Origin of the sequence: Sphingobacterium deserti (genome assembly GCF_000757725.1) — a bacterium.
Lineage (GTDB): Bacteria > Bacteroidota > Bacteroidia > Sphingobacteriales > Sphingobacteriaceae > Sphingobacterium > Sphingobacterium deserti.
In genome coordinates, this window is sequence record NZ_JJMU01000053.1 from 1 (window position 1) to 19,277 (window position 19,277).

The following is a 19,277-nucleotide window of genomic DNA, read 5'->3' on the forward strand; positions in this document are numbered from 1 at the left end:
TAATCTTCGTCAGAAAAACGAACTACTTTCCTTGTTTGAAGTGATGCAAAGGTAGAAAAAATGTTGATTTAAGCCAAATGTGAGCGGTTTTATTTTCTGCAAAATGAATTAAATAGCTGTTTTTCAGTTTGAAAAAAATCGTCAAAAACCCATTTTAGCGCAGATCATGCGCTCTACATCGTTCAAGTCCTTTCGAAGAACAATATTCTCGAACCCTTTTTTTCGAATCAAATCGATTGTCTGTCCTGAGAGGTATTGATTAATTTCAAAATAAATGGCTCCGCGATCCTTCAAATGCTGCTTAGCCAGCTCTACTGTAGTAGCGTAAAATATTAATGGGTTGTGCTCTTCCACAAAAAGAGCATTATGCGGTTCATACTGCAACACGTTGGCATGCATATGACCTTGCTCTTTGGGTGTGATGTAAGGTGGATTGCTTACGATAATATCATACTGCTGGGATTGCTCCATAAATAAGTCCCATTCCAGAATATCAGCTTCGATAAAATTCACATCGACGTTTAATTTGGTCGCATTTTTGCGCGCTACTGCAATAGCATCGGCTGATATGTCAATTGCATCCACGCGCGCAGATGGCAGATGTTTAGCCAGTGTGATTGCAATGCACCCTGAACCTGTTCCGACATCCAAAATGGAAAGCTCTTTTTCAAGCTTATGCGCGCTGATGATCCAATCGGCCAGCTCTTCGGTTTCCGGACGTGGGATAAGGGTATGCTCATTGACATCAAAGCGTAAGCCGAAAAAATCCGCTTCGCCGATAATATGCTGGATTGGTCTTCCTGCTTGCAACCCATCTAAAATGTAAACGAATTGCTGGTATGCTTCTTCGTTTACTTCTTGCTTATTTTCTAAGACAAATTGAATTGCTTTCTTTTTCGTGACAAAGCTGTATGCCATTAAAAACAGCTGTTTACTTTCTTCCCTATCGTAAAGCGAAGAGAGGCTTTCTGCATAATGTTCTGCCAACGCTTTGTAATCTTTCATAATGCAAACTTACAAAAGCTAAAAACACTTTTGATATTCTTTGCTAAATACTATGTTTGTAGCATGACACAGGATGAATTGTACATGCGTCGTTGTTTGGATTTAGCCGTTTTAGGGGCCGGAACAGTTAGTCCAAATCCGATGGTCGGCGCTGTTATTGTTTGCGAAAATAAGATTATAGGGGAGGGCTATACGTCACCCTACGGAGGGCCGCATGCCGAGGTGAATGCTGTTCGCCACGTGCTAGAGACATTTGGCGAGGAGCGAGCCCTAGTCATGTTTCGTTCATCAACGATTTACGTTAGCTTAGAGCCTTGCGCGCACCAAGGAAAGACGCCACCCTGTGCAGATATGTTGGTACGGTATAATTTTTTCCGTGTGATCGTGGGCTGTCTGGATCCTTTTCCGAAGGTAAATGGCTTGGGTCTAAAGAAAATAGCGGATGCCGGAATCCAAACACAGGTTGGGGTGCTGGAGCAGGAATGTCTTTTCATGAATCGCCGTTTTTTTACGCGCATCCAGCAACAGCGTCCTTACGTCATTCTGAAATGGGCGGAGACGAGCGACGGTTTTTTTGCTCCTGCAGAGCCGGGGCAGCAATGGATTAGCAATGCTGCGAGTAAGCAACTTGTGCACAAGTGGCGGGCAGAAGAAGATGCTGTTTTGGTGGGAACCTCAACTGCAATGCTCGATAACCCCTCGTTGACGGTACGGCTTTGGAAAGGACGAAACCCTAAACGGATATTAATCGATAGAGATCTTGTGGTGCCAGACGATGCTGCACTATTTGATGGCATGGCAGAAACTATCGTATTCAATGCGAAAAGGGCCGATTGGCAGGGAAAACGTAAGTACATCGCATTGGAAAACTTTGCGCTTTACCTTCCACAGAATATCTTATATCAGCTTTACCTCATGGATGTGCAATCTATCATCATAGAAGGCGGCGCTAAAACACTGCAGCAATTTATCGATGCCGGCGTATGGGATGAAGCACGCGTATTTCAGTCAAAAGCACGCTGGACAACCGGAGTCGCATCTCCTCGTTTAAGTGCACGAGCCCGATCTTCAAGCAAAGTGGGGAATGATACGCTATCGTTCTACTTCAGAGATACGTATTAATAGACCTTTGGATTATCCAACAAATCCGATACATAACCCAATACCTCCTGTTCGGTATGCCCATCTTCCAACATGGAAAAGGTGAGGTATGCTGCGTAAATTTCCGAACTGAATAGGACGTGCTTATCAGCAATGATTTTATCGATCACATCTTCATTTACGGCTATTCCAATATGATGTAATTCATTATGCAGGTTTGTAGATATGCTACAATGATCCTCTCCGGATGCAAAAGCAACAATGATATGCAGAACTAATTTATCAAGAATTTCGGGACTAATTTTTCCGGCTTTTTCACCGTAAGTAGCTAAATCAATTCTGTTTCTAGCACTATGGACAATCTTATCCCATATCAGGTATTCTGTTTTCGTGTGCATAATAAAGAAGTTTATAATCTAAATTAAAGGTAGTAAAAAGAAAACGTTTCCGAAAGTGCAAACCATTTTTTCTAAAAACCAGATGCGATGTACGAGTGTTCTATCTGTACATGAAAAAATAGGAGGACACATGATACCAGAATCAAATAAAAGGAACGAGGAAGACGAAGATGCGGTAGCAAGACCATCGGATGATCTAATTTACGACTCCGAAAAGGAGTCTTATGAATATGACGTAGCTGGCGAAGATCCAGATTACGAACACCCTGCGGATTATCCGACCTTAAGCGAAGGTGCTGAAGACGACGACTCTACCTATGATGAAGCAAATCCTTTCGTCGGCGATGAATACGCGGAGAAAGGCGAATTGAAAGAGGAGAACTTAGATGATTCCAATATGCACATCGTAGGGGAAGAAGAGTTGAAGGTTAATCCTTACGACGAAAAGATTGCTGAAAATATGGAAGACTATCGAGATGATTTAGATGAGGAAGGATATCCGAAAAAAAATTAAAATAACTGACTATCAGTTTGTTGATGAGAGCGATGTGTAAAAACTTCGCTCTTTTTGTTTTTAATGCCTAGTTTTATATAGCTACTATAAACAACTTTTAATAAACTGACTATTGTTATGACTTACTTCATCCTGCCTATTCGAATTTTCCTGACGCACAAAAAATCACCGACGTCCATGCATTACATGGCTGTCGAATAGTTTTTAATTTGGCACTGGAAAATGTTAAGCTATAGCTGTAATCTTTTCGCTGCTTAAGCTCAGAAAGATGCAGATCGCCAATCAAAAACATTTTTCTTAGACACTTGATGTTCATCTAAACCGACGCGGGTATGCTAACGCCCTAGTCTAGCCGCGCTATGCCTTAATCTTAGCCATAGAGCGCTTGTTTGTGAACAGCCCTAATTTTGTAAACCGTGCCCATTTCCTTTGATATTTTCTAATCATCTTAAATATATACTTATGCGAACAACACAAAGCTACAAGAAAGATTTTAGACGATTTCTGTATGTAGGAGCGTCTATTCTGACTTGTTTCGGTTATTCCTTTCAGCATCAAAGCCTGCATGCTTCGGAAGATTACCGTCTCTTGGAAGTTATACCAATTCAAGAGAAAATTACAGTAAAAGGCGTGGTGCGAAATCAAGAAAATGGCGAGGGCGTGCCGGGAGTTACCGTAACCGTTTTAGGTACTGCCTCAGCGACCACTACCGATGCGAAAGGGTATTATGAACTGCCAAATGTTCCTGCTCAAGGGCAGCTGCATTTCAATATGGTGGGTATGGATGCGGTTACGGAGCAGGTGAATGGACGAACGGCTATAGACGTGTTGCTGTTGGCGTCTAATGCGAATATCGACGAAGTAGTGGTCGTAGGGTATGGCACGCAAAGACGCGAAACGGTTACTGGCTCCGTAGTCGCCGTAAAAGGAGAAGAGTTACAGAAGTCGCCGGCGCTCAATCTTTCCAATGCGATTGCAGGGCGGGTTCCTGGAGTAATTGCTACGAATGGTAGCGCCGAGCCTGGAAATGATGGCTCTGCAATTCGAGTTCGAGGATCCAATACCCTGGGTGATAGCGGGCCGCTGATTGTTATTGACGGCATTCCTGCCCGTCAAGGAGGGTTCGAGCGACTGAATCCCGGCGAAATAGAAAATATATCGGTGCTTAAGGATGCCTCTGCGGCGATTTACGGTGCGCGCGCGGCCAACGGCGTCATTCTCGTCACCACCAAGCGTGGAAAGACAGGGAAACCAAAATTATCTTACAATTACAATCAAGGGTATTCCCAGCCGACTGTTATTCCCGACATGGCGAACGCTAATCAATATGCGGAGATGAGGAATGAGCTCGAGATATTTAAACTACCCGTAACGGAGTGGACGAATGCGTTAAATGCTTTTAACACGTCCGGAAGCTACCTGAGGCCAAATGGGACGACGCTAGAGGCTCCCTTCACGCCTGCCGATAAAGCTCTTTTTGCCGACGGAAGCGACCCTTGGGGACATCCCAATACGGATTGGTATGGCGCAACATTAAAAAATTGGTCACCGCAACAAAGGCATAATATGCAGATTGACGGCGGCACCGAAGATATGCGCTACCTGCTTTCCATGGGATACCAGAATCAAGATGGCTATTACAAGAATTCGGCGACGGGATATGAGCAGTATGATTTTCGAATCAATCTGGATGCGAATATCAATCCATATATAAAAACACAGTTTGGAGTTATGGGAAGGCAAGAAGATCGTAACTATCCTACAAAGTCAGCCGCTACAATTTTTCGGATGCTGATGCGTGGAAATCCAACAATGCCGGCCTTTTGGCCTAACGGGATGCCGGGACCGGATATTGAACATGGTGAAAACCCTGTGGTTATAACCACGGATCAAACCGGATACCATCGGGACAAAAGATATTATTTACAAACCAATGGGCAGGTGGATATTACAAACCCTTGGGTAGATGGCCTCAAGCTGTCATTAAACGCGTCCGTAGATAAATACATAAAGAAGACAAAAAACTGGGAAATTCCATGGTATCTCTATACTTGGCAGGGAGCCTATGAAGACGATGGAGCGACACCACGATTGGTTCGCGGCATGCGTGGCCCCGCAGAACCTAGGCTCACACATGAAGACGAAGATCAGCTGAACGTGCTTTTGGGCGCCGTGTTAAGCTATGATAAAACCTTTGGCGACCATAGCTTTAATTTGCTTGCGGGTGTGAACAGAGAAACCATCCGGAACGACTATTTAAGTGCGTTTAGGCGCTATTTCCTTTCCACAGATATCGATTATCTTTTTGCAGGGGGCGATGCCGAAAAGGATAATAACGGCGGTGCCTGGGAAAGGGCGCGATTGAATTACTTTGGTCGGGTGGGCTACAACTACAAACGTAAATATATTGGTGAGTTCTTGTGGCGTTACGATGGCTCCTACATGTTTCCAGAAAATACACGCTTTGGGTTTTTTCCTGGGTTGATGTTGGGCTATCTGGTTTCGGAGGAGAATTTTTGGAAAGAAAATGTGCCTGTCGTGAACTACTTTAAACTGCGGGGCTCGTATGGTCAAATGGGAAATGATAATATTTTTTATGATAATGAACTTCAGGAATATCAATATTTCTCCACCTATGCTTTCGGCACATACATCATCGGCGGTGATGTAGTGAAATCCCTATTGGAAAGCCGGGTTCCCAATCGGTTTATCACTTGGGAAGTTGCTAATAATTATAATTTAGGGATAGACCTACAACTATTTGGGGGTAAAATGAACGCTGAATTTGATGTGTTCAGAAACAGCCGCCAAAGTATCCTTTGGCAACGCAATGCCTCCATACCTCATAGCAGCGGCATGACCCTTCCGGCTGAAAATATCGGTAAGGTTGATAACTCTGGATGGGAGTTTAATGTGGGCTGGCAGGATAAGTTCGGAGAGGTCGGTTACCGCGTATCTGTCAACGGAGGCTACGCAAAGAATAAAATTATCTTTTGGGATGAAGCACCCGGCGCTCCGCTTTGGCAACAAAGTACCGGACGTGCCATAAACGCGGGTCTATATTACATCTACGATTGCGTCTTTCGCGATCAGGCAGAGATCGATGCGAATACCATCGATTATGGAGCTATCACTAGCAACCTTCGGCCAGGCGATATGAAATATATTGACTACGATGGGGATGGCAAAATTACGCCAGATGACCGTGTTCGCCGGGATAAGAATACAGATCCCACCTTTCAGGGCGGGGTTAATCTTGGTCTTACTTACAAGAATTTTGATTTGAGTGTGCTGTTTCAGGGAGCCACAGGGGGCGAGTTGCGCGTGGGCACTGATGAATCGGGCGCAATAGGAAATTATTTATTGGATTTTTACGAAAACCGATGGACGGTGGATAATCCGAGCGGTGAACATCCGCGCATAACCGATCGAAGTGACCAATACTATTCCAATAACAATACGTATTGGCTACGGAGCACAGATTATATCCGGCTAAAAAATGTAGAGCTTGGCTACAATCTTCCTTCTTCGGTATTAGAAAAGTTAAAGATCAGTAACCTACGTCTGTTTTTGAGTGGGCTAAATCTCGTGACATGGAGCAAACTGAAGGTTTACGATCCGGAGTCGACCAACCAGCTTGGGCAATATTATCCACAAGCCAGACTGATCAATGGTGGAGTGATGGTATCATTTTAAACGATGAAAAACATGAAAAGATTACGGTATTTTATATGCACGGCATGTGCGCTAATGATGGTTACTGCTTGCAATGATGATTTTGTAAGCACACAGCCTTTGGAAGAAGTTCCCAATGAGATTGTGTGGCAGAATGCGGCACTCGCTGAAGCATTTGTGTTTGAAATATATAATGGTTTTGGGGTAGGCGGATTTTATGAAGAGCAAATGGCGTCTTTAACGGACGAGGCTTTATTCACACACCCAGGGCGTGGTATCAATACGGTCACCGAGGGGCGTGCTAACGACGCCGACCAAGGACGATTGATGGATACCTACAGTTATGAGCAAATGTTTATTCGTATCCGTGCTAGTAATATTGCTATCAGCAATTTGCGAAATCCGCAGTTCGCTGATGCAGCCCGTGCCAATCGTTTGCTGGGTGAGGCCTATTTTTTAAGAGCTTACTTTTTTCAGCAACTTTTGCGAACTTATGGCGCGGTTCCACTCATCGATTTTACGTTTAAGCTGGAAGATACCGAACATTCCCGCCCCCGGAATACGTATGCCGAGTGTGTCGATTTTATTATCGATGATTGCGATTCTGCTGCATTACTTTTGGATGGCGTGGCGCGGGTCGATGGCCGAATAAACGAGGTTGCTGCCTTGGCGCTGAAAGCTCGCGTGTTGACCTACGCAGCTAGCGACCTATATGATAACGGTACTGCAAAAGCAAAATCAACGTTGATTGCTGGTTATGGAAATCCAGAATTTATCGGCTATACATCTGGCAGCAGGACAGCGCGTTGGACCTTAGCGAAACAGGCTTCTAAAGCCGTTTTGGATCATACGGAATATGCGTATAAGCTGGATTTGGTAGAAAAGGCAACTGTTGAAGAGGGGACGGAAAATTATAGATCTATAGCCATGGGTGGGGGCAGTACACTGGGTGATGCGGCCGCTAAGAGTGATCTTATCCTAGGGCGCTTTTTTAATGACCTAAAGGATGAACGCGGCGGCTGGGTAGGCCGCGATAACGGCCCCAACGGCTATCATAACTGGGCTGGTAATACGCCCACGCAACTTTTGGTAGATGATTATGAGATGGTCGATGGTGCACGATTTGATTGGAGCAATCCGACGCATAAGGCTGCACCTTACCAAAATAGAGATCCGCGTTTGTATGCCAGTATATTGTATGACGGCGCCAATTGGAAGCCCCGTACGGATGATGTCAGAGAGCGTGATCCTTTTAATCAAATTCAGACTGGTCAGTACGAGGTTGGCAATGGTTCGGGAACGAAAACGCTGCAATATGGCTTGGACACGCGAAACAGTCCTGTAGAAGATTGGAATGGATCTTACACGGGTTATTACTATCGTAAGTTTGTCGACGCGGATCCGGCGATTATCGACCAAAACACCAGGCAGCGGGTGCCTTGGCCCTTGTTGCGATATACGGAATCCATTCTCAACTACGTAGAAGCCTGTATCGAGCTCGGTGAAGAGGCGGAAGCAAGACTGTGGTTGAATAAAATCCGATTTAGAGTTGGTATGCCAGCGATAACGGACGGCGGTGACGCGCTGCGTGCCCGCTATCGGAATGAGCGCCGCGTGGAGTTGGCCTATGAGGAACACCGGTATTTTGATGCGCGAAGATGGATGATCGCCGCAGAAACGCTGGGACGGAAGGCAACATTAATCCGTATTGAAGGAAAACTAAATCCCGGTAAGGTGGTGAACCGCTATCAATATAACACAGAAAATTACACTTACACGTACACGGTAGGGACGATAGACCCAGGTATTGAAAACCGTGCATGGAATGATAAAATGTATTTTACGTCTTTCCATCGCGACGAAATCAATAGAAATACGAAACTGGTGCAAAATCCAGGCTATTAAATGATGAGAGGGGGGGCGCGGCCCCCTCATTGTTTTTAGTAGTTAGCTCGTGAAAATTGCCGGATCAAAATTTTATAGATTATGCTTTTACATAATTGTATTTTGTCGAAAGTTAGGTAAATTACACGTCATGAAGCATGCGCAGCACAATAAGTCTTTGGACGATGTACACGAAAGTGTCGAAGTACATCAAGGTAAATCAAAATTTAAACGTCTGCTAAGCTTTTTTGGTCCCGCATATCTGATTAGTGTCGGCTATATGGATCCAGGAAACTGGGCAACTGACTTGGCTGGAGGTAGCCAGTTTGGATATGCTTTACTATGGGTTTTGCTGATGAGCAACCTGATGGCTTTGCTTTTGCAAAGCTTGTGTACACGGTTAGGTATCGTACGGGGTAAAGATTTGGCGCAATGCAATAGGGAAATTTATCCGAAACGGATGAACTTCGCCTTATACGTGCTGGCGGAACTTGCTATTGCTGCTTGCGATTTGGCTGAAGTCCTTGGTATGGCTATTGGATTGAATCTGCTGTTTGGAATTGATATCCTTTGGGGCGTATTGATCAGTTTTGTAGATACCTTTTTATTGTTGTACCTGCAACGGCTCGGCATGCGTAAATTGGAACTTTTTATTGTAGGCCTAGTGACGCTGATCGGGATGTGTTTTCTGGTAGAGATGTTCTTCGCGCAGCCACAATTGGGCGAGGTAATGCAAGGATTTGTTCCTTCTTTGCCGAACAATGCGGCACTGTATATCGCGATAGGTATCATTGGAGCTACCGTTATGCCGCATAATCTGTATTTGCACTCGGCTTTGGTGCAAACACGGAAAATTGAAAAGACGGTGCCGTCTATACGCCGTGCATTGAAATATAATTTTTTGGACAGCGCTATCGCTTTAAATATCGCCTTCCTGGTTAACGCTGCTATTCTGATTTTAGCGGCATCTGTTTTTCATAAAAACGGCATGCACGATGTGGCCGAACTGCAAGATGCCTACCGTTTGCTAGGCTCTACGCTTGGATCGGAGTGGGCGCCAAAGCTTTTCGCTATCGCCTTAATCTTGGCAGGGCAGAGTTCGACAATTACAGGCACCTTGGCAGGGCAAATTGTGATGGAAGGTTATCTTCGCTTACGTATCAGCCCACTTCTGCGCCGTTTGTTAACGCGCATGCTGGCTATTGTTCCTGCCGTTATCGTTATCCTCCTATTTGGTGATAAAGAAGTGGGGCAGATGTTGATTTTCTCACAGGTGCTGTTGAGTATGCAATTGGCCTTTGCCGTGATACCGTTGATTCATTTCGTAAGTGATAAGGAGAAGATGGGCCAATTTGTTATCGGACCTTATCTCAAGTTTTTTAGTTGGCTCATTGCGATTGTTATCGCCGTGCTGAATTTTCAACTGGTTTTTGAAGAGGTAAAAGGTTGGCTTGCGCATATCGACAATCTCATTTTACAGGTTTTAATCGTTAGCGCAGCTGTAGGCCTTCTCGTTTTACTGGTGATGACGGTGGTTTACCCTTGGATTTTAAAACTTAGACCGACGAAATTTGATGTGCATACTTCTTTTGATGAGCTTCAATTTAAAGCCGCATCATCCTTTCGCACGATACTGTTGGCACTTGACTTTTCGAAATCCGATGAAAAAGTGATCAGTCAGGTACTCCAATACAATCCAGCCATTTGCAAGCTGGTGTTGATACATGTGGTAGAGAGTGCGGGCGTAAAGTACACCGGTGGGCATAGCGACGATTTCGAAACTAGGGAGGATTTGGCTAGACTAAAGCTATATGCCGACTTTTTGGAAGCGCAGCAGTACCAGGTGCGTTATGCCTTGCGCTATAATAATCGAATCAAGGCTATACAAGCTTCTTGTACCGAATACAGTGCCGATCTATTAATCGTCGGAAGTCACGGACATCAGGGTTTGAAGGATATTGTATTTGGCGAAACCGTTAATAAATTAAGACATGCAGTTAAAATACCAGTTTTAATTGCTCAATAGAAATCGTTATGGAAATATCATTGGAAGGGAAAAAAGTATTGGTTGGTGGTAGCAGCGCCGGCATAGGTAAGGGTATTGCAATTGTTTTGGCATCTTGCGGAGCAGATGTGATACTAATGGCGAGAAATGAAGACAAGCTGCGTGAGGTAGCAAGTGCATTGGACACCGCCAAAGGACAGCGTCACAGCTACATCGTTACCGATTTTAACGACTATCAGGCGCATAAAGAAAAGATGGATAATTTCTTCGCAAATGAGCAAGTGGATATTTTGGTGAATAACACCAACGGTCCCGTAGCCGGTAACGTTTTGTCAAAAGGTGAGCAAGATTATCAGCAAGCCTTTGACTTGTTGTTTCAGAATTCAGTGTACACGACAAACCTGGCGATACCTTACATGCGCGAACAGCGGTTTGGTCGCGTCATCAACGTTTCATCAATGACAGTCAAAGAACCCAGTAATGAACTGGTTCTATCCAACACGATGCGGACGGCACTGGTTAGCTGGAGCAAGTCGCTAGCTTCAGAAATGGCTAAATACAATGTCACGGTGAACACGGTACTTACGGGCTATTTCGATACCGATAGACTCAACGCATTGATGAAGATGCAAGCCGATAAGCAAAACATTCCATTTACAGAGGCCAAAGAAAAACGTATATCCTCCATTCCGATGGGTCGATTGGGCGAGCCAGAAGAGTACGGCAATTTAGTGGCATTCCTGGCGTCCGACTATTCCTCCTTTCTCACAGGTACGAGCATTCCATTGGATGGCGGTGCTGGTATTGGACTGTTATAGCAAAACGTGAATCGCCCACATCATGTTTAATTTTATTCATTTTCAAGCTCTTGTTTGTAATGATTCAATTGCTCCTGGACCTCGTCATTCAGTTGCGGATAGCTGATGTCGGTGTATGTAGTTAGTGTTTCTAGCAAGATTTTTGCAACTAAATAACGAGCAACTGCTTTGTCGTCAGCTGGAATAATATACCATGGCGCATTGCGTTTGCTGGTATGCTGAATAGTATCTTCATAACATTCCATATACTTATCCCAAAGCTTTCTTTCGCTAAGATCTGCAGGTGAAAACTTCCAATTGTGTTCCCCTTTTTCAATTCGACGTAGTAATCTACGTTTTTGCTCGTCCTTGCTTAGATGCAAATAAAATTTTAGGATGATCATCTTATTATCCGTTTGCAATTTCTCGAAGGCGTTAATTTGCTGATAACGATCTTTCCAAAAGGATTTTGGGATCGATTCTACGTCTTCAATACCGGGAATATGTTCGTTTAATAAATATGCTGGATGCACGCGTGTAACCAAAACGTTTTCGTAATGCGTTCTATTGAAGACTCCGAACTTTCCTTTCGCGGGCAAATTTACCGCGTGGCGCCATAGATAATCATGCTGCAGCTCGAGTGAAGTTGGCGTTTTGAAGCTTTTTACCTCTACGCCTCGCGCATTGAAATCTTTAAATAACTCACGAATCAGGCTGTCTTTACCGGCGGTGTCCATCCCTTGTAAACAGATAAGTACATTATAGCGATTGTGGGCGTACATCTTATCCTGTATTTTTGCCAGCTTCTTACGAATTACCTTTAGCTCACTTGCCGCAAATTCGGGATCTATTTCAGCAGAAATATCAGTGGCAAAATCTTTATGCTTAAACTCTTTAGAGGCTCGTAATTTTTTAGCGTATTTGTTCATGTCAATGTTTTTTAGTGTGCATCCAAAATTGTACCGTAAAAAATTTTTGTGATATTGACTGGAAGATCTGTATATTTAACCTATGGTTGCAGAAGAATTGTTACACTTCATCTGGCAATTTAGGCTTTTTAACCAATTAGAACTTTATAGCACAGATGATGAAGAAATTAAAATTTATGCAGTAGGGGAGTTTAACCGAAATGCCGGTCCAGATTTCCTATATGCCCAACTTTCCATAGGCGGGCAGACTTGGTTTGGGCATGTTGAGCTTCATGTCGATGGAGGCGACTGGTTCAAGCATCGGCATGATACCGATGAGGCTTACAATAACGTTATTTTACATGTGGTGTATACCAACGCCGTGGCTACCTATCGAAAAGACGGCACGCCTATTCCATGTCTATCTATTGGCAAATTTCTAAAAAACTCCATGCTTGTAAATTATCAGGATATCATGAGCAATATGTCTTGGATACCTTGTGAGAAGCATCTTGGCGAGATACCCTCAATTATTAAGCGCAATATGCTTGAACGCCTCACGATCGAAAGAATGGAGGAAAAGTTTACACATATAAGGCAGGTTCTAGAAGAAACAAATGACGATTGGGAACACGTTCTTTTTATTCAACTAGCGCGTAGTTTTGGGATGAAGGTCAACGCGGATGTATTTGCACGTTTTGCCCGATCGATCGATTTAAATGTAATCAGGCGCTATAAGAATGATCCGTTTAAGATCGAAGCAATTTTCTTTGGACAAGCCGGATTTTTGAATGATGGCGAAAACGATGATTATAAGTCTCGCCTTCGCGAAGAATATCGCTATTTGAAAAGGCTGCATAGCCTGGCAGAACTGCGCGGCTTTGAATGGAAGTTTCTACGAATGCGTCCTGCCAATTTCCCTACTTTTCGTTTGGCGCAGCTCGCCGCGGTCTATAGCGCAAAGCCCTATTTATTTGACGATATACTGGATTGTGGCTCTATACACAAGCTTTTCCAGACGTTGCAGCCGTGCGAAGTAGGCGCGTATTGGAGAACTCACTATAGATTTACAAAGTCTACAGCAGCACATGCTGTCGAGCTATCCGCCCAATTTAAAAGCCACCTTATCATCAACGCATTTGTGCCTGTCGTTTTTGCTTTTGCCAAGTCGCGTGGCATGCACGATCTGCAAAATTTATCGTTGTCGTGGCTAGAAGGTTTAGCTGCGGAAGAGAACGCCATAACGCGCTTATACAGGGATAGAGGCTACAGGGCAGAAACTGCGGCAGATACGCAGGGTTTGCTTCTATTAAAGAAACAGTACTGCGATAAAAAGAAATGTCTATCGTGCATGCTCGGATTATCGGTTTTGAAAGCTAAATAGTACGGAGAATTTCAGCTATTTCCTTAAATCCTTTTTCAAGGGCGAGGTCCGACGCCGTAGCACCCAAATCAGTTTTTAACGTGATATCAGCACCATTTTCCAACAAAATAATAATCATATCGATGTTTCCCTGTTGGGCGGCGATATGTAGAGGGCTGATACGAGCATTTTGCATAACATTCACTTCCGCCCCAGCTTCGACCAACATCTTGCTAATTTGGTCATATTGCCCGGTAAGGGCAGTGTGTAGCGGGTAAACATGGTAGCCATTTTGGGAGCATATGTTTGGATCTGCGTGTTTGGCAAGCAATATGCGGACGACAGTTTCCTGTCCAAAATGCGTCGCTATGCCCAACGGAGTAAAGCCGTGTGAAGAAATTTCATCAATTACGTCGGGCTTTTGCTTCAGCATCATTTCTACCTGCGGGGCAAGGCCAATAGCACAGGCCTCGTGAATTGTGATGGTGGTTAGATGATTAAGCAACGTTCTGATCACTTGCTCTTTATGATAATAGCAGGCCAGCAGTAACGGTGAAATCTCATGGCTAGTCTTTTCCCGTAGCAGCGTTGGTTCCGAACGCAACAGTATCTCTAAATCGTGGTGATTTCCCGTCTCAATGTATTCTTCTAGCTTGTGTAAACTCATCCCTGTGTATGTTTGACGCATACGAATTAAACAAAAAAATACCGAAATAAACTATTTTGTGAATAATATTTGCGTTGTTTAAAAGTACGGGCTATGATCATCATTTCGTAGGTTAGCTCTGCCATCGTTACAAATCTTTTCAATAATTATATGTGAAATATTTGATAAAATGGTATGAAATGTTTGATTCTTTCATCGGAATTATAACATATCTTTTGTTTTATGATATTGCTGTTAACGCGTGTAGTTTTTTTTCTACAATGTCTAAAAAAACTTTACGAAAAGTTGGTGTATTTTAAACTTAGCGGTACTTTTGTAATGCCCTCCCCAAGGGCATGTTTTTCATAGGTAGATGTGGGGTCGAATAGTCTTATTCGACCCTTACTTTTTTTGTGTCTTCAAATATTAATATAAATATCTCATTTTTAAAATTATAAATATTTTTTTTCAAACGTGGCTACATCTTATGTTGTCTGCTATCGAACGCTTCGCTTGAATTTTTTGTTAGCTTTGCGTAATAGACATCGACATGCAGAAGAAAAAAGTAGTAGTAGCAGTCACGGGAGCCAGCGGCTCACTTTACGCGAAAGTGTTATTGGATAAATTATCCCATTTGCAAACGCAGGTTGACAAGGTTGCTGTTGTGATGTCTGACAATGCGAAGGATGTTTGGAAGTTTGAATTGGGCACGAGCGAATATAACGAATACACGCACGATTTTTACGATAAAGGCGATTTTATGGCTCCTTTTGCGTCAGGCTCTGCGGGTTTTGACACGATGATTGTTTGTCCGTGCTCTATGGGTACGTTGGCGCGTGTGGCTCACGGCATCTCCTCTGACTTGACCACCCGTGCTGCCGATGTAATTTTGAAGGAGCGTCGACGATTGGTTTTGGTGACGCGAGAGACGCCCTTAAGTAGCATACATATACAGAATATGGCTGCCATCACGCAGGCTGGCGGTATTATATGCCCGGCGAGCCCCTCCTTTTACAGTAACCCTCGAACCTTCGAGGAGCTTGCAGCTACCGTCGTCGACCGCGTGTTGTCGCTATGTGACATCCGTGTGGATAGCTATTCGTGGGGCGAATAATCAAAAACATACATTTTTGGAAGGGCGTTTCAATATATTTTGTACATTTGTTTTTCAATGAAACAGTTCGCAGATTTGGACGTATACATGCCATATTTCATTGGTTTTTCTTTAGGAAAAAAACAGCCTTTGTTACCTCATGCGCTGTGGGCATTAACCTTCTTCACTATTCCATTTTTTGTTTTTCATTCGTTTTAAATACTATAGATGAGTACTATTTTAATTTCTTCTGCTAAACTTGTGTTGCCAAATCATGCTCTTCATGGCGAGGTTATTGATGTCCTGATCAAGGACGGGACCATAAACCGCGTAGGGAAGAAGCTAGAAATAGCAGACAAGGACGTACACATTATTGATGGAAGCGGACATATCATCTCTGCTGGTTTCTTTGATTTGCATACCAACTTTGGTGAGCCGGGTTTGGAAACGAAAGAAGATATCGTGACAGGTACAAAGGCTGCAGCTTTTGGAGGGTATACAGGAGTAGCCGTTTTTCCTAATACAAATCCACCGCTGCATAGTAGGTCGGAAATCGCTCTCGTTATTAATACGGCAAATGGAAATGTCGTTGACGTCTATCCCGTAGGCTCTATTAGTAAAAAGAGGGAAGGGAAGGAGCTTGCGGAGATGTTTGACATGAAAAGTGTAGGTGCAATTGCTTTCTCAGATGGTAACCACAGTGTGCAGCAGGCTGGCCTGATGTCTCGAGCGCTGCTCTACGCAAAAGGTATTGATGCATTGATTGTTTCTTTTGCTGAAGATGAGTCTATTGCGGGCGGCAACCAAATGAATGAGGGTGAAGTTAGTACGTTTCTTGGAATGAAGGGCAAACCAAATTTGGCGGAGTCGCTTATGGTTTCCCGCGATCTTTCCTTAGCTGAATATCATGATGCAACCATACATTTTACGTGCATCTCTACGAAGGAATCGGTGGAACTTATAAGAAAAGCGAAAACAAAGGGTGTGAAAGTAACCTGTGATGTTGCGGCACATAATTTAGTGTATAGTGACGAGGCGGTACTTGGGTTTGACAGTAATTTTAAAGTTAATCCACCGCTGCGCACGAATAAAGATGTAAAAGCGCTTTTAAAAGGGTTGAAAGACGGCACGATAGATGCAGTCGTTTCGCAGCACACGCCACATGAGGTAGAGTATAAAAATGTTGAATTTCAGATTGCGAAAGATGGCATTATTGGTTTGCAAACCACATTGCCGTTATTGATAAAAGCAGGCCTGCAGGCAGAAGATATCGTCAACAAACTTGTGGTAGGGCCGCGGCAGATCGTAAAACAAGAAATGCCGCTATTGGCGGAAGGAAGCAAAGCTAACCTGGTCTTGTTTTCGCTCGGCGATAAGTGGATATTTGATGCAAGTTCAAATAAATCCAAATCAACCAATAGCCCGCTATTTGGGCAGGAATTGACTGGAAAAGTAAAAGCTATAGTGAACAATGGCCAATTGGTCGAAAATAGATAACATATGGATGCAAAAGTAAAAAAGGCGTTTGATGCTGGGCTAATAGCCTATGCTGAAGCAGAAAATACAAGCCATGTAGAGCTATCATCTTCCTTAGAGAAAGCTTTCAATCTAGACGCTTCCTTCATGGAGAAAGTGGCGGCTCTTGATGCGGCGTTTGACGATCATCAGCGTTTTGAAGAACTTCGGGAAGTATTTTTTGATCTATTAATGGTCAATTTCTTTGTTGAGGACGTTCAAAAACTAGAGGAAGACTATCTGGAATCTCCGGAATGGGAAGCTATTGAAGAAGACACGATTGACAGAGGTACCGAGCTTCTCAATATATTCCTATACCTTCGGGAATGTGCAGATGATGATATCGAGCCATCACTGGAGGATTACTTGAAAGAGTTTCTATTGGTGGAAGAGGATGAATTCCAAGACGAATACGCTATCTATGAGAAAGTTATTGCCAATCAAATCTTGGTTGAAAGCTCCTTTGAAGAAATTGCTAAGGTAGCCTCAACGTTATCTCATCAGGATGAGCTAAAAGAACTGTTCTACCCAATGGTTAGTTTCTTTACGGATCAATCACCGTCTGCGCAACAGTTAGGCGAATTCAAAGCGCATGCAGCAAATCCGTCGTTGGATTCGGCAATCTACCAGATTATTATAAACTTTAACAAATAAATTATGTCTACCGAATTAAATAATGAGTTCTCGGCCGAAGTTGTCCGAAGAGATGGCATCAGGCTAGGCATTTATTTAGGAGTATTATCCTTGGTGATCAGTATCGTCTCGTTGTATGCTCTTATTAATAGTTCAAACTTTACAATAACATCGATGGTTACCGGTGGCTTGGGCATTGCCCTCATGATAGGATTTTCCGCCTATTTTGCGGTTCTACTGAGAAAGTCAGCGGGCGGATTTTGGAGCTTCAGCGAAGCATTAAAAGGTATTTTCACCATGCTTGCTATTGCGGTCATTATCTCTAGCATTGGCACGACAGTGTTTAATTTGATTAATCCCGAACCCCAATTGATTGTTTTTGACAAAACAATCAATTTCACTATTGAGACGTTGGAAAGCGCCGGTGCGGAAGACGATCTTATTGATAAGCAAGTAGCAGATTTGGAGAAAACACGGGATGATATGCGGAACTTTTCCATCGGCCAAACATTAAAAGCTTTGGGCGTAAGTCTAATTATGTACTTTGTTTTTGCACTGATACTAGCGGCTATTTTAAAACGTGAAAAGCCTGCATTCCTGACAGTGAACCAAGGAGGCGATGACGCACACCCTTGGCAAGATAAAAATTAATAAAAGTAATAGTGCAAGGTCGAGGCTGTCAAAAAAAGGAAATCTAAAAACTTAAACATGTTTCTTTGCGAAGAAGTTGACGTTTATCTTTTTGGCCATAACAGTACGCTTATATTTAGACAGCCTCCGTTTTAATTTACTATGGATATATCAGTTGTAATTCCCTTATTTAACGAAGAAGAGTCTCTTCCCGAATTGACGGACTGGATCCGCCGGGTGATGTTGGAGAATGGATTTGAGTACGAAATCATCCTCGTTGATGATGGAAGTAGTGATTCATCTTGGCGCGTTATCCAAGGTCTAAAGGAAAGTCATCCGGAAATTATTGCTGTGAAGTTTCGCCGGAACTATGGAAAATCTGCCGCGCTGAATGTTGGTTTTAATGCAGCAGAAGGAGACGTTGTAATTACGATGGATGCGGACCTGCAAGACAGCCCGGATGAAATTCCTGCGTTATACGCAGCTATTCGAAACGGTGCAGATTTGGTTTCCGGATGGAAGGCAAAGCGCTACGACCCATTGACGAAAACCATTCCGACCAAGCTTTTCAATGCCGCCACACGTAAGATGTCTGGAATCCATAATTTGCACGACTTTAATTGTGGTTTGAAAGCTTACAGGAAGGACGTTGTTAAGAGTATTGAGGTTTATGGCGAGATGCATCGCTATATTCCGGTGCTTGCGAAATGGGCTGGGTTTACAAAAATTCAAGAACAGGTAGTAAAACACTATCCTCGTAAATACGGGACAACGAAATTTGGTGCAGGCCGCTTCGTCAAAGGTTTTCTAGACTTGGTATCGATCTTCTTTGTCGGTAAGTTTGGCAAAAGACCGATGCACTTTTTTGGGGCTATTGGCGTCATCAGTTTTTTGATCGGTTTCTTTATTACGCTATACCTGATCTTTGATAAGTTGATGAGCATCGCTCACGGTACTGCCTATCGAAACGTGACCGAGCAACCCTTGTTTTACCTGTCACTTGTCGCTATTCTGATTGGTACGCAACTTTTCTTGACTGGGTTTATCGCAGAGCTGGTATCCAGAAATTCTACCGATCGGAACAAATATCATATCGAAGAAGTGATATAA

At 43.5% G+C, this 19,277-nt stretch carries 16 protein-coding genes; 12 read left to right on the plus strand and 4 right to left on the minus strand.

Annotated features, from left to right (window positions below):
* Positions 1–141 precede the first annotated feature (141 nt).
* Positions 142–1,005 (minus strand): peptide chain release factor N(5)-glutamine methyltransferase, encoded by an 864-nt coding sequence (prmC, locus tag DI53_RS13635; protein ID WP_037500647.1) that lies wholly within the window; start codon positions 1,003–1,005, stop codon positions 142–144.
* Between the two features lie 63 nt (positions 1,006–1,068).
* On the opposite strand from prmC, the gene ribD reads away from it, so the two are divergent.
* Complete coding sequence (ribD, locus tag DI53_RS13640) at positions 1,069–2,127, plus strand: bifunctional diaminohydroxyphosphoribosylaminopyrimidine deaminase/5-amino-6-(5-phosphoribosylamino)uracil reductase RibD (protein WP_037500656.1); 1,059 nt, start codon at positions 1,069–1,071, stop codon at positions 2,125–2,127.
* On the opposite strand, the gene DI53_RS13645 is transcribed toward ribD, so the two are convergent.
* Positions 2,124–2,504 carry a hypothetical protein gene (locus DI53_RS13645; RefSeq protein ID WP_037500659.1) on the minus strand — a complete coding sequence of 127 codons (381 nt, stop codon included), beginning with the start codon at positions 2,502–2,504 and terminating at the stop codon, positions 2,124–2,126. The genes ribD and DI53_RS13645 overlap by 4 nt on opposite strands.
* Before the next feature lie 130 nt (positions 2,505–2,634).
* Between DI53_RS13645 and DI53_RS13650 the strand changes: the two genes are divergently transcribed.
* From DI53_RS13650 to DI53_RS13670, 5 genes are all read left to right on the plus strand, one after another.
* Entirely contained in the window at positions 2,635–3,018 is a 384-nt protein-coding gene (locus DI53_RS13650; protein WP_037500662.1) for a hypothetical protein, read from the plus strand.
* A gap of 462 nt (positions 3,019–3,480) precedes the next feature.
* A complete protein-coding gene (locus tag DI53_RS13655; protein WP_081939463.1) occupies positions 3,481–6,714 on the plus strand; it encodes a SusC/RagA family TonB-linked outer membrane protein in 3,234 nt (1,077 codons plus the stop codon).
* A gap of 12 nt (positions 6,715–6,726) precedes the next feature.
* Entirely contained in the window at positions 6,727–8,598 is a 1,872-nt protein-coding gene (locus DI53_RS13660) for a RagB/SusD family nutrient uptake outer membrane protein (protein WP_206538041.1), read from the plus strand.
* A 130-nt stretch (positions 8,599–8,728) separates the two neighbouring features.
* Complete coding sequence (locus tag DI53_RS13665; protein ID WP_037500668.1) at positions 8,729–10,603, plus strand: Nramp family divalent metal transporter; 1,875 nt, start codon at positions 8,729–8,731, stop codon at positions 10,601–10,603.
* Positions 10,604–10,611: 8 nt separating this feature from the next.
* Positions 10,612–11,400 carry an SDR family oxidoreductase gene (locus DI53_RS13670; RefSeq protein WP_037500671.1) on the plus strand — a complete coding sequence of 263 codons (789 nt, stop codon included), beginning with the start codon at positions 10,612–10,614 and terminating at the stop codon, positions 11,398–11,400.
* A 32-nt stretch (positions 11,401–11,432) separates the two neighbouring features.
* Here DI53_RS13670 and DI53_RS13675 read toward each other — a convergent pair whose 3' ends face one another.
* Positions 11,433–12,308 (minus strand): PPK2 family polyphosphate kinase, encoded by an 876-nt coding sequence (locus DI53_RS13675; RefSeq protein ID WP_037500673.1) that lies wholly within the window; start codon positions 12,306–12,308, stop codon positions 11,433–11,435.
* An 82-nt stretch (positions 12,309–12,390) separates the two neighbouring features.
* Here DI53_RS13675 and DI53_RS13680 point away from each other — a divergent pair, with 82 nt between their 5' ends.
* Positions 12,391–13,671, plus strand: a complete 1,281-nt coding sequence (locus DI53_RS13680; RefSeq protein WP_037500675.1) for a DUF2851 family protein — start codon at positions 12,391–12,393, stop codon at positions 13,669–13,671.
* Here DI53_RS13680 and DI53_RS13685 read toward each other — a convergent pair.
* Positions 13,664–14,317 carry an ankyrin repeat domain-containing protein gene (locus DI53_RS13685; protein WP_037500678.1) on the minus strand — a complete coding sequence of 218 codons (654 nt, stop codon included), beginning with the start codon at positions 14,315–14,317 and terminating at the stop codon, positions 13,664–13,666. The two genes, DI53_RS13680 and DI53_RS13685, sit on opposite strands and share 8 nt — an antisense overlap.
* 529 nt (positions 14,318–14,846) lie before the next feature.
* On the opposite strand from DI53_RS13685, the gene DI53_RS13690 reads away from it, so the two are divergent.
* The 5 genes from DI53_RS13690 to DI53_RS13710 all read left to right on the plus strand — a co-directional run bounded on the left by DI53_RS13690 (position 14,847) and on the right by DI53_RS13710 (position 19,277).
* Positions 14,847–15,410: a UbiX family flavin prenyltransferase gene (locus DI53_RS13690; RefSeq protein WP_037500681.1), complete on the plus strand. Its 564-nt coding sequence runs from the start codon at positions 14,847–14,849 to the stop codon at positions 15,408–15,410.
* Positions 15,411–15,617: 207 nt separating this feature from the next.
* Positions 15,618–16,886: a dihydroorotase gene (locus tag DI53_RS13695; protein WP_037500684.1), complete on the plus strand. Its 1,269-nt coding sequence runs from the start codon at positions 15,618–15,620 to the stop codon at positions 16,884–16,886.
* Positions 16,887–16,889: 3 nt separating this feature from the next.
* Positions 16,890–17,558, plus strand: a complete 669-nt coding sequence (locus DI53_RS13700) for a hypothetical protein (RefSeq protein WP_037500687.1) — start codon at positions 16,890–16,892, stop codon at positions 17,556–17,558.
* 3 nt (positions 17,559–17,561) lie between these two features.
* A complete protein-coding gene (locus DI53_RS13705) occupies positions 17,562–18,188 on the plus strand; it encodes a DUF4199 domain-containing protein (protein ID WP_052072407.1) in 627 nt (208 codons plus the stop codon).
* Positions 18,189–18,329: 141 nt separating this feature from the next.
* The gene (locus tag DI53_RS13710; protein WP_037500691.1) at positions 18,330–19,277 is read left to right on the plus strand and encodes a glycosyltransferase family 2 protein; all 948 of its coding nucleotides are present in this window, start codon (positions 18,330–18,332) and stop codon (positions 19,275–19,277) included.

Bases quoted from the DNA above. Each gene is read 5' to 3' on its own strand.
- prmC (WP_037500647.1), bottom strand. From the start codon at position 1,005: ATGAAAGATTACAAAGCGTTGGCAGAACATTATGCAGAAAGCCTCTCT.
- ribD (WP_037500656.1), top strand. From the start codon at position 1,069: ATGACACAGGATGAATTGTACATGCGTCGTTGTTTGGATTTAGCCGTT.
- DI53_RS13645 (WP_037500659.1), bottom strand. From the start codon at position 2,504: ATGCACACGAAAACAGAATACCTGATATGGGATAAGATTGTCCATAGT.
- DI53_RS13650 (WP_037500662.1), top strand. From the start codon at position 2,635: ATGATACCAGAATCAAATAAAAGGAACGAGGAAGACGAAGATGCGGTA.
- DI53_RS13655 (WP_081939463.1), top strand. From the start codon at position 3,481: ATGCGAACAACACAAAGCTACAAGAAAGATTTTAGACGATTTCTGTAT.
- DI53_RS13660 (WP_206538041.1), top strand. From the start codon at position 6,727: ATGAAAAGATTACGGTATTTTATATGCACGGCATGTGCGCTAATGATG.
- DI53_RS13665 (WP_037500668.1), top strand. From the start codon at position 8,729: ATGAAGCATGCGCAGCACAATAAGTCTTTGGACGATGTACACGAAAGT.
- DI53_RS13670 (WP_037500671.1), top strand. From the start codon at position 10,612: ATGGAAATATCATTGGAAGGGAAAAAAGTATTGGTTGGTGGTAGCAGC.
- DI53_RS13675 (WP_037500673.1), bottom strand. From the start codon at position 12,308: ATGAACAAATACGCTAAAAAATTACGAGCCTCTAAAGAGTTTAAGCAT.
- DI53_RS13680 (WP_037500675.1), top strand. From the start codon at position 12,391: ATGGTTGCAGAAGAATTGTTACACTTCATCTGGCAATTTAGGCTTTTT.
- DI53_RS13685 (WP_037500678.1), bottom strand. From the start codon at position 14,317: ATGAGTTTACACAAGCTAGAAGAATACATTGAGACGGGAAATCACCAC.
- DI53_RS13690 (WP_037500681.1), top strand. From the start codon at position 14,847: ATGCAGAAGAAAAAAGTAGTAGTAGCAGTCACGGGAGCCAGCGGCTCA.
- DI53_RS13695 (WP_037500684.1), top strand. From the start codon at position 15,618: ATGAGTACTATTTTAATTTCTTCTGCTAAACTTGTGTTGCCAAATCAT.
- DI53_RS13700 (WP_037500687.1), top strand. From the start codon at position 16,890: ATGGATGCAAAAGTAAAAAAGGCGTTTGATGCTGGGCTAATAGCCTAT.
- DI53_RS13705 (WP_052072407.1), top strand. From the start codon at position 17,562: ATGTCTACCGAATTAAATAATGAGTTCTCGGCCGAAGTTGTCCGAAGA.
- DI53_RS13710 (WP_037500691.1), top strand. From the start codon at position 18,330: ATGGATATATCAGTTGTAATTCCCTTATTTAACGAAGAAGAGTCTCTT.